Raw genomic sequence first — 9115 nt, forward strand, 5'->3', positions numbered from 1 at the left:
ACTTTACCTGGGAAAGGAGGGAGCGAGTCATAACGGGCTTGGGCACATCAGCCTGCCATCTCGTCCCTTATTATACGTTGGGGAACGATGGGCCTCTTGAGCGTTATGGGCGTCAATTATAGGCGAGTATTGGAGGCGATCTGCTGATTGAGCCATTCTAAGATGACCTGTTCTAGATGATGAACCTCTCGATAGAGGGTCTGTCGCAATAGTGGCCCGACGCCTTCAAGCGTTGTCTTTTCCAGCGGCCAGGTCCCCAGGGGAGAGTCTTCCCAGGCGGGGCCTAGGGGGGTGAGGTGGTTCCCCGCCAGGCGTTTGTAGAGGGTTGAAATGGGAAATCGGGTCATCAATCCGCGAAACAGCTCTGGGGTTTGGTCCAGGGTGTCGGTTTGAAAGCGAATCAATAAATTTTCTGCTAGAGAATATTCGGTCCGCACGAGGTCCAGGGTTTGGGCCGGGGTTGGGGTGAATTGGATCGAAAGGGGAAGATTAATCCAATCTATCAATGGAATTGCCCGATCCCCGTTGAAGTTATTGAAGGAGATTAAGATGTTGCCGCGCCGGGGTAAGGGGGACTCACAGGCCATGAGTAGCTGGAGCTTGCAGCCGAGGCTATGGCCCATACCAAAGAGGGGAATAGCCGCCGTCTCCTCTCGGTCCTGGCAAAGATCGCGGTAGGTGCTCCGCAGTCGCGCTTCAATCTCAGTGGCGATCGCTTGGTGATCGATCTGCACCAGAAACGGCGTGGCAATTACCCCATAGCCCTGTTGAGCCAGTCGCGACAGTAAGTACTGATAGGTCAGCTGGGGCGCTGTTGCCACAAAGGCTCCCCCCACAAAGTGCAAGAGGGCGAGGGGCTGGGGAGGGCATAAAATCCAGTTCCCCGATCGATAAATCCAGTTCATTCGGGCCGGGGATCAGAGAGGGTTGGGTTGGGGGGGCGATCGCCACTCCAGGCCCACCAAACCTGGCCACAAACGCATCCATAAAACTCTTGCCAAACTCGGCGGCGATCCTCGGTCAGCACGGGCGATCGGCGATTAATCCATACCTGTTGGGCAGCAGCGGCAGCGGCATGACAGCTTGGGCAGCAAAACTGGAGTGCGTGGATGGCCTCACCTGTCCAGTCCGGGGGCGTGGCAGAAAAAGGGTTCATTGTGCAGAAAAAATAGCCCGGAGGCCCTCACGATAGGTTGGATACAATAGCTTGACCCCTAAGTGTTGCTTGATCTTCTGATTACTCACGCGCCGACATTCTTGCCAAAAGGACAGTCCCATCGGGCTGAAGGCTGCCTGATGGAACAGAATGGGATCCGGTGGCTCAATTCCCATCAGTTTGGCGGCGTATAATACCAACTCCCGCGGCTCACAGGGTTCATCATCCACAACATTGTAAATAGAGCCTGGTGCGGGTGCGATCATTGACCGATACAGTGCCTGCACAATATCATCCACATGGATGCGACAGAACACATGTCCTGGCTTGATAATGTTTTGCGCCTTTCCCATCCTGAGGCGCTCAAAGGTGCTTCGACCCGGCCCATAAATTCCCGGCAACCGGAAAATATGCATGGGAAACCCTGAAGCCAGCCACTGTTGCTCAAGGGTGAAACGAGTCTGCGATCGCGCATTTCCAGGTTGAGGAGGACTCAGCTCATCCACCCAGGCCCCCTGGGTATCCCCGTACACCCCTGTGGTGGAAAGATAGCCCAGCCATTGCAAGTTAGGGAAGGCAAGGTGCGCGTGATTTGCCATCATTCCGGTCCAGAGTGGATCGGTGCCCGCCGCGGTTGGCGCAATGGTGGTCAGGAGATGGGTGATCCGCTCGCATTGCTCTGGAGACAAACCATTTACCTGTCGACTCTCCGTCATCTCATAGGCGACCACAGGGACTTCTAGCCCCTGAATGGACTGTCCCGAACGATTGGTCACCAGAACCGCCCATCCCTGCTGCGCCAAGAACTGTGCCACGCTGGACCCGGTAAATCCAGCCCCCATTACCAAAGCGTTCATTCAGAATCTGAGGGCGTTTGAACAGGCGGCGCCGGGGGAAGGGTCCCTTCCGGTTGAGCATCGGGTTGAGGCGAGGGCACTGGTCCTCCAGGAATGGGACTACTCTGGGGTAAGGAGGTTGAAGAATCTGGGGGATTGGCCGGGAACACCGGCGGTTGGGTGGAATTGACAGGCTGATCTCCCGATTCCACGGGTGCCCCAGGTACTGGAGAGGGGATCGTCACTGGACTTTGCTCCAGATTAAAATCCACAGGGGGCGGGGCGGGAACTTGAACCGGTTGCTCCGATGGCGCCTCAGGATCATCCTGGGAAGAGTTGGATAGTACAAACCAAGCCACAACCGCTGTGCCCAGCAGTGCCAGCCCTAAAAACCCCAGAAACAGGGACCGAGATGCCTTTTCATTGGCGCGAATAAACTCATCGGTATACAGGCGTTCCTCATCCGGTTCCACAGCAGCATCTTCGCGCAATAAAACACTCATGGGATCAGAGGCCGCATTTGTTTCTTCTGGCAGCAATTCACCCTCTATTTGGTCAGAGCGATCAAAGTTTTGCATAGCATGAACGGGGACGGACTAGGGTAAGCAGAGGTGACGCATGAGGAGGTACAGGGGATCAGGCCCCTCTCGGTCTAGGCTCAGGCGTATGTTTCAGCAAGCAGCCAGTCATTGACGCAGATGTCCTGAACGCCTCCTATTCTGACATACTCTCACCCCCGCGGCTGTCAGAGATGTAAGGGGTGTGCCCATTGGAACCTCGTTTTCCCAATTCTCGTCTCTGGGGGCTGGGGGCTCTGCCAGGACACCTTGACTGATCTCCGATGATGTTCTTGGGGAGGACGTTCTTCGGTTCGTGAGTTGCCTGGGGAGTGGGAAAAAGTATTTATACGTCAAGAGCAAATTTATACTTGTTAGAATTCATGATCTGTGTAACCCACATTCTATGCAACCCACAGGTCTAGAGCGGAGGTGAGCGGTTTTTGACGGCTGGGCTAATGCCTGACTTTCATCGGGAATCAGCAATATGTTTGGTATTTTTACTGAAACTCTCAAGGAAGAAAAATGCCAGAATGATTCAATCTCAGACCAGTCGCATCCCTGCAGGAAGGATTGTGTAGCGGTAAACGCTGGGAAATTGTAGCTTAATGAAAATAAGGGCGATAACCATGGGTGACGAAAGTCTAACAAAGGGAAAAGAACCCGTTGAGATGCTGAAGAGTGGTCAACTTTTATCAATTGGTGGCGGCAACAACGCCGGTCTTATTATTCAAAAGCCCTTTTTTGCTGAGTTTGTGAGCCATGGTGCAGCCATCGGGGGGCTCTTTGATTTGCAGTGTGTGACGGTTTATACCCTTGGAGAGGTGCAAATCACGGTGCCAGCGGATAAAACGGAGCGCCAGGCTGCATTTCAGCAGAGAATCGCGGACATTGAAGCCATGCAGCACTTGTGTCAGGCAGATTCTCCCCTTGAGCGTGGCGTTGCCATCCTGCAACATCTCTGTGACCAGTTTGATCCCTATCAAGTGGAGAGCGTGCCCAATGATGTGTTGGCTAAGCTGGTGGGGGTGCTGCCCAGCACCATTGCCAGTGCTTGGACCTACATTCAGTCGCAATCTCAAGAACCGCTAGAGTCGTGCATTGCCCAACAGACGGTGCCAGCGGCGTAACATCCCCTTGAGGCTGATTCCACAGGGAGAGCAGGGAACCTGATCAATCTGCGAACCCCAGATCCCGAAACCCCGCGTAATAAAATCAGATATTTTCCGAAAATTAGGCGGGAGTCTCGTCCCTGACCATCCGTTTCCTGGCTATCCTGTAGCTGGCTAGTCTAGGGCCTAGTCTAGCCAGTCGGCGTGAACCGTTTTTAATGGTTTATGATAGACCGATCGCGGTCTAGACAATAGTGGCTTGCCAATCAGCTAGACTGTGCTGTGCTTGTGTGACTTCGCCACCCTATGGAACTTGCAACCAAACTGATCCCGCAAACTGTTCGTAATTCAGTGCGGGAAGCTGGTCCTAATCTCAATCACTGGTATGCCGTGGGCTGGGCTAAGGACTTTGGCCTTGAAACCGTTCAGCCAGTGACGATTTGGAATCAGTCTATCGCCGTGTTTCGAGATAGCCAGGGCCAATTCCAGGCCCTAGAAAATGCCTGTCCCCATCGGGGAGTTGAACTTCACCGGGGCAGGGTCAAGGGCTGTCATTTGGTGTGTCCCTATCACGGTTGGGAGTTTAATTCCCAGGGCGCCTGCGTGCAGATTCCCTATCTTCCCTCTGATCAAAAACTTCCGCCTCAGCGAGCGCGCTCGTTTCCCATTCAAGAGCGCTACGGCATTGTTTGGATCTTTCCTGGGGAGACTGAGCTGGCGGATCAAATCCCCCTTCTCTCGATTCCTGAGTTTGGTCAGCCGGGTCTGCTGATGATTCCCATCACCGGTCACTTTCAAGCTCATTTTTCAATTTGTAATGAGAACACCATGGATGTGTTCCATGGATTTTTACACGAAGATCTTCAGGGGTGGTTTGACCCAGTACTCCTCACGCTAGAGGAAACAGAGAATGCGGTGCTGGCAAGATATAGCGTCTCCTACCGGGGCAAAATGGCGAAGTTTTTAGGCCTGGCTGAGGATGCCCGAGAGACAACCACTCTGCCGATCACCATTGAGTATCACTATCCAAACTATGCAACCTCCTTAGAAGGGATTTCCTCGCTCTATTTGATGCGGCTACCAGTGGGACCTCAGGAAAGTCGATCCTTTGCCCTATTTTTCTTTCGGGTGCGGCTGCCCCAGTGGTTAATTCAGCGGTTGCAGCCCATTTTGGTGCCTCTGCTGCGACGCTTTTTTCTGGAGAAGTTTCTGGCCCAAGATCGCAGCATGATGGAAAGTGAGCAACATAATTACGATCTGAATCCTCAGCGTCACTATGCGGAGATTAATCCGGCCATTATTGCAATTCAGCGGATGACCCTCCGTCAGTACGACCGCTATCTGCAGAAAAAGGCCCCTGCTTCTTAAGCTGCCCTGAGGATGATCTCCCCGGCGCGGCCAGGGCGCTTTACTCCGGCTTGTTGATTTTTATTTCGGAGGACTATAAACTTTCTTGTTTTTTTGTCGTCCTGGATATGGATCGATGTCAGGATATCTGCTAATTATGCAGGTGATCTTCACGAGCCATTTGATCCCAAGGGTGTCTTCCTGGGCAAACTAGGGACAAATCGACAGCATTCATAGGACCATTCAATGCGTCGCTATCTATCTCCTCTGTTGCGTTGGGGGGTGCTTGGAGCCACCTTCCTGTTTCTAGCCAAAACCCTGGCAGGAAATTGGCACGAAGTGCGTTCTCTCCAGCTCCAGTCCCATGCGCTCTTGTACTGCGCGATCGCCTTGGGGATTGCTCTGATCGCCCAAATCTGGTCCGCCTTTATTTGGGGTTGGATTCTGGCCTCTTTTAAGGAGACGCCGCCGAAGCGATGGATGATTGTTACGTTTTTAAAGAATTCGCCAGCCAAGTACATTCCAGGAAGTGTTTGGCATATGTATGGTCGGGTCATGGCGGCTCGGGAGAAGGGGATTGCTGTGGAGCCAACGACCCTGAGCGTCATGATCGAGCCGGTGTTCACAGTGGCGGGTGCCCTGGGGCTGGCCCTATTTAACAATGAGCATCCTCAGTACAAGTTTCTCAGTCTGGGCCTAGTTTTAATCGCGCTGCATCCTCAGGTTTTGCGTCTAGCTTGGCAGATTATTCGACGATTTCAAGGTCAAAAATTTCAGGCTGTTGAGATGCAGCACTATCCCTTTCATATTTTGCTGGGCGCGACCCTGTTCATGACCATGCGGGGACTCACCTTTCTCTGTGTTGTCTTTGCCTTTACGCCTGTAGATTGGGATGCATTCCGTCCGTTGGTGAGTGGATTTAGCTTTGCCTGGCTGCTGAGCCTTGTGATTCCTTCTCCCGGAGGGCTGGGCGTTTTTGAGGCCTCTGCCCTAAATGTGCTGAGCGATTACCTGACCCCTGGATTACTCATTGGGGCAGTGGCCCTCTATCGATTTATTAATATCAGCGCGGAAGCCATTGGAGCTGGTGCGGCCTTTCTGGTTAGCGAGGAGTAATCCGAAATCCTGCGGGAAAACGCGTGGTCTGATCGTAGAAGCTGCCGCGCAGGTTGGCCTTGCGTAAGTTGGCGCTCCGCAGGTCCGCGCCTTCAAGATGTGCCCCCCGCAGGTTGGCACGGGTCAGGTTGGCGCCTGCCAGGTTGGCTTGCTGAAGATTGCTCCAGGTTAAGTCTGCGCCAAATAAATCTAAGCTTCTGAGATCGGCCTGACTCAAGTTGGCACCGCTCAAGTTTGCAAAGCTGAGGGTTTGGTTAAAGAGGCTAATGCCTTGGAGATTAGCCTGGCTAAAGTCACGCACTCCGGCTGCATATTGGGTCAAGAGATCTTCGGCATCCATAGCTGAACTCATTGGCGATCGATTGACGAGGGGCGTTAGTTGGCAGTACAAGCATAATGCATCATTTCACCTGCGATCACCTCTCACCTGCGATCACCTCTCTGGTTACACTGCCATGGCCTTTACCTACCATCATCGGGTTCGCTTTCGAGAAACCGACGCGGCCGGGGTCGCTTATTTTGCAGAGGTACTCTCGGTTTGCCACGCTGCCTATGAAGAGTCTCTCCTCCAGTGCGGTATCAATCTGCGCGATTTTTTTGAGCAGGCGCCAACGGCAATTCCCATTACCCACACCTGTGTGGATTATTTACAACCGGCCTTTTGTGGCGATTTGCAAAGGGTCTATCTGGTGCCTCATCAACTCAGCGAGGCAATGTTTGAAATTCGCTATGAAATTTTCAGCGAGCAGCCGGACCCAAAATTGGTCAGTCGAGCCCTTACGCGCCATGTTTGCATCGACCGGCAGCAGCGACGGCGATCGCCGATTCCCGCTGAGATGCTGCAATGGCTGAGGTCCTGGTCTGCGCCCTCCTCAGAAAGCGATTAACTTTGTTACTCTCGTCGATCTCGCTGGCAGAAATGTGTATAATAGCTGAGCATTGCTGGTGTAGCTCAGTTGGTAGAGCAGCTGATTTGTAATCAGCCGGTCGCAAGTTCGAGTCTTGTCACCAGCTTTTCAAATTTGACCTTGCGAGTGTAAGGATGGAAGAGTTTCTGGGCGTATCGAGTGACCCGATCGGGGTGCCGCTAAGCTAGTGCATCGGGTCCAAGCCGAAAGACCCGCCCCAATACCGGTCAGCGATCGCTCAGAGCTGACCGGTGGTTAGCCAATTGTCAGTAATCTGGACGACATCCTCAGAGGCAGGGAGCCTCTAGACTCAAGAAAATAACAAGTCGCTTTCAAAACCGCGATCGCATTGCTGGAAAGGTGCGATCGCTTTTTCGTGGAGCAAAGTGACCTGCTTTCAATGGGTGGCTCATGATGCCTTGTCATCCGACGCGGTGAGATGTAACTCGTGGTGGTTAGGCAATAAATATTAAGATGGCACGACAACACAAACCATTCAATCGTATCCAAAATTTGAGCAAGAGCAGCTTTGGCTCTACGCAATCAGAGTTATCTCATTATTCGACGGAATTATTTAACTTTTGAGATAAAGTCTTCCGATTCTAAGAAAAGAATCTTATGTTATAGCAATACCTTCTAAGCTTGGGATTCAGCCATGAGAAAAGAAGAGTTTTTCAGTGAGGTACAAAAACCTTATGTTCTGGGTCATCGAGGCGTTCCCGAAGAACATCAAGAGAATACTATGGCTGGATTCCAGCGAGCGATAGAGTTGGGACTCGATGGAGTTGAGCTGGATGTATTTCTGACCCAAGATCAACGACTTGTGGTTTTTCATGACATCAATCCAGAACGACTGACAGGTGTATCAGGTGACATAACAGAAATGACTTGGCCAGAAATTCAAGATCTCACCATCAGGCGGACTTTAGATGTGGGAGATAAGGTGATTGATTATGGTCGAGAAGAAAAGATTGCATTATTAGAGAATGTCCTCGAAGAATTACGAGGAAAACTTGTTGTTGACATTGAGATTAAAGCCTATAGTCTAGACTTTGGACAACGGAGAACGGGGTCAGAGGTTGCTCATTTGATTCGCCGCATGAGTCTTGAAAAAGATGTTTTTGTCACCTCATTTAACCTTTGGCCATTACTTTGGCTAGAGCGTTGCTATCCTGGTATTGAATCTGGGTTTACCTATTCACCCGTTTTTATCAAAAATAGCCTTCTTAGAAATCTGATGGAGTCAAGCTGGATGGGCAAGCGGGTCGGGTCAACCTTGACCAACATGAGCCTGAATATGTTTGATGAGGACACGGTTGAACGGGTGCATGAAAAGGGCTTAGCCATTGGAGCCTGGACTGTTTTTTCCCAGGACTCAAAATGGTTAGGAGACAAAATCTCCTCAGATAAAGAACTGCAGCTTGTCCAATCGTTAACCCAGCGGGGAATTGATTATTTTATTACTGATGATCCAGTTCGCTTAAAAGGGGTTTTAGGGCGGTCATAACCACTCGGATAGAAATCCAGTACGAGGTTTATCCCTCTTTTGTTCCTGTGGAATGCTTGAACGGAGATGCGGTGGTTCAGCGAACGAGAAATCAAGTCTTGAACCCGATTTGACAAAGGAGGGATAGTGGGGGCTGGCTACAAGGTGATCGCGCCTAGAGAAATAGGTATCGCCGGGGCCGGTGCGGATTTGCCTGATGATGGTCCTTAAAGTATCAACTCATTTTTCTTTCTGTGCGATCGCGAGAACTGCTTTACTCGTCAAAGCGATCAAAATTAAGACCCCGCAATCAGCTGCTCTGATAGACAAATCTAATCCCAAAGGCGACAAACAGAGCGCCCAAGCCCACCCACCAATTTAGCGGATCTGCGAGCAACCCATACCCCAAAATCACGCCCATAATGGGTGAGGCGAGCAAGAACGAAGAAATGATGTTGGCATCGTATCGACGAAATAACTCAGCACGAATGACAAACGCAACCCCATTTACCACTAATCCCGTAACTACTCAGGCTTAAAAAAATCAGGTCATTTCTGAAGATTGCGAAAAGAGGAGATAAGCTAGTTTTGCAAGAC

General features: G+C 51.5%; 10 protein-coding genes and 1 tRNA gene. 6 read left to right on the plus strand and 5 right to left on the minus strand.

From position 1 onward, the window contains the following. Positions 1–116 precede the first annotated feature (116 nt). The 4 genes from QQ91_RS01145 to QQ91_RS01160 are packed head-to-tail and all read right to left on the minus strand — an operon-like array spanning position 117 to position 2495. Positions 117–905, minus strand: a complete 789-nt coding sequence (locus QQ91_RS01145) for a DUF1350 family protein (RefSeq protein WP_166283774.1) — start codon at positions 903–905, stop codon at positions 117–119. Continuing rightward, on the minus strand, positions 902–1156 hold the full coding sequence (locus tag QQ91_RS01150) for a hypothetical protein (protein WP_166283776.1): 255 nt from the start codon (positions 1154–1156) through the stop codon (positions 902–904). The genes QQ91_RS01145 and QQ91_RS01150 overlap by 4 nt, the downstream gene beginning before the upstream one ends. Then, on the minus strand, positions 1153–2013 hold the full coding sequence (locus QQ91_RS01155) for an SDR family oxidoreductase (RefSeq protein ID WP_166283778.1): 861 nt from the start codon (positions 2011–2013) through the stop codon (positions 1153–1155). The genes QQ91_RS01150 and QQ91_RS01155 overlap by 4 nt, the downstream gene beginning before the upstream one ends. Continuing rightward, positions 2010–2495, minus strand: coding sequence for a hypothetical protein (locus QQ91_RS01160; protein WP_166283780.1), 486 nt, complete (start codon positions 2493–2495; stop codon positions 2010–2012). Before QQ91_RS01160 ends, QQ91_RS01155 begins: the two co-directional genes overlap by 4 nt. A 683-nt stretch (positions 2496–3178) precedes the next feature. Here QQ91_RS01160 and QQ91_RS01165 point away from each other — a divergent pair. The 3 genes from QQ91_RS01165 to QQ91_RS01175 all read left to right on the plus strand — a co-directional run bounded on the left by QQ91_RS01165 (position 3179) and on the right by QQ91_RS01175 (position 6124). Then, entirely contained in the window at positions 3179–3679 is a 501-nt protein-coding gene (locus QQ91_RS01165; RefSeq protein WP_166283782.1) for a hypothetical protein, read from the plus strand. Between the two features lie 288 nt (positions 3680–3967). Continuing rightward, on the plus strand, positions 3968–5029 hold the full coding sequence (locus QQ91_RS01170) for an aromatic ring-hydroxylating dioxygenase subunit alpha (protein WP_166283784.1): 1062 nt from the start codon (positions 3968–3970) through the stop codon (positions 5027–5029). Positions 5030–5254: 225 nt separating this feature from the next. Then, entirely contained in the window at positions 5255–6124 is an 870-nt protein-coding gene (locus tag QQ91_RS01175) for a lysylphosphatidylglycerol synthase transmembrane domain-containing protein (RefSeq protein WP_166283786.1), read from the plus strand. On the opposite strand, the gene QQ91_RS01180 is transcribed toward QQ91_RS01175, so the two are convergent. Then, the gene (locus QQ91_RS01180) at positions 6111–6464 is read right to left on the minus strand and encodes a pentapeptide repeat-containing protein (protein WP_166283788.1); all 354 of its coding nucleotides are present in this window, start codon (positions 6462–6464) and stop codon (positions 6111–6113) included. The two genes, QQ91_RS01175 and QQ91_RS01180, sit on opposite strands and share 14 nt — an antisense overlap. Positions 6465–6579: 115 nt before the next feature. On the opposite strand from QQ91_RS01180, the gene QQ91_RS01185 reads away from it, so the two are divergent. The 3 genes from QQ91_RS01185 (at position 6580) to QQ91_RS01195 (ending at position 8539) form a co-directional block, all read left to right on the plus strand. After that, on the plus strand, positions 6580–7011 hold the full coding sequence (locus QQ91_RS01185; protein WP_166283790.1) for an acyl-CoA thioesterase: 432 nt from the start codon (positions 6580–6582) through the stop codon (positions 7009–7011). Positions 7012–7065: 54 nt separating this feature from the next. Continuing rightward, positions 7066–7138 (plus strand) — tRNA-Thr (locus tag QQ91_RS01190). Positions 7139–7687: 549 nt separating this feature from the next. Next, positions 7688–8539: a glycerophosphodiester phosphodiesterase gene (locus QQ91_RS01195; protein ID WP_166283792.1), complete on the plus strand. Its 852-nt coding sequence runs from the start codon at positions 7688–7690 to the stop codon at positions 8537–8539. The last annotated feature ends 576 nt before the right edge of the window (positions 8540–9115 follow it).

The organism is Lyngbya confervoides BDU141951 (assembly GCF_000817775.3).
Classification (GTDB): domain Bacteria; phylum Cyanobacteriota; class Cyanobacteriia; order Thermosynechococcales; family Thermosynechococcaceae; genus Lyngbya; species Lyngbya confervoides.

Excerpts from the sequence above, each read along its gene's own strand:
- QQ91_RS01185 (WP_166283790.1), top strand. The coding sequence starts at position 6,580 with ATGGCCTTTACCTACCATCATCGGGTTCGCTTTCGAGAAACCGACGCG.
- QQ91_RS01170 (WP_166283784.1), top strand. The coding sequence starts at position 3,968 with ATGGAACTTGCAACCAAACTGATCCCGCAAACTGTTCGTAATTCAGTG.
- QQ91_RS01150 (WP_166283776.1), bottom strand. The coding sequence starts at position 1,156 with ATGAACCCTTTTTCTGCCACGCCCCCGGACTGGACAGGTGAGGCCATC.
- QQ91_RS01180 (WP_166283788.1), bottom strand. The coding sequence starts at position 6,464 with ATGGATGCCGAAGATCTCTTGACCCAATATGCAGCCGGAGTGCGTGAC.
- QQ91_RS01195 (WP_166283792.1), top strand. The coding sequence starts at position 7,688 with ATGAGAAAAGAAGAGTTTTTCAGTGAGGTACAAAAACCTTATGTTCTG.
- QQ91_RS01160 (WP_166283780.1), bottom strand. The coding sequence starts at position 2,495 with ATGAGTGTTTTATTGCGCGAAGATGCTGCTGTGGAACCGGATGAGGAA.
- QQ91_RS01165 (WP_166283782.1), top strand. The coding sequence starts at position 3,179 with ATGGGTGACGAAAGTCTAACAAAGGGAAAAGAACCCGTTGAGATGCTG.
- QQ91_RS01155 (WP_166283778.1), bottom strand. The coding sequence starts at position 2,013 with ATGAACGCTTTGGTAATGGGGGCTGGATTTACCGGGTCCAGCGTGGCA.
- QQ91_RS01175 (WP_166283786.1), top strand. The coding sequence starts at position 5,255 with ATGCGTCGCTATCTATCTCCTCTGTTGCGTTGGGGGGTGCTTGGAGCC.
- QQ91_RS01145 (WP_166283774.1), bottom strand. The coding sequence starts at position 905 with ATGAACTGGATTTATCGATCGGGGAACTGGATTTTATGCCCTCCCCAG.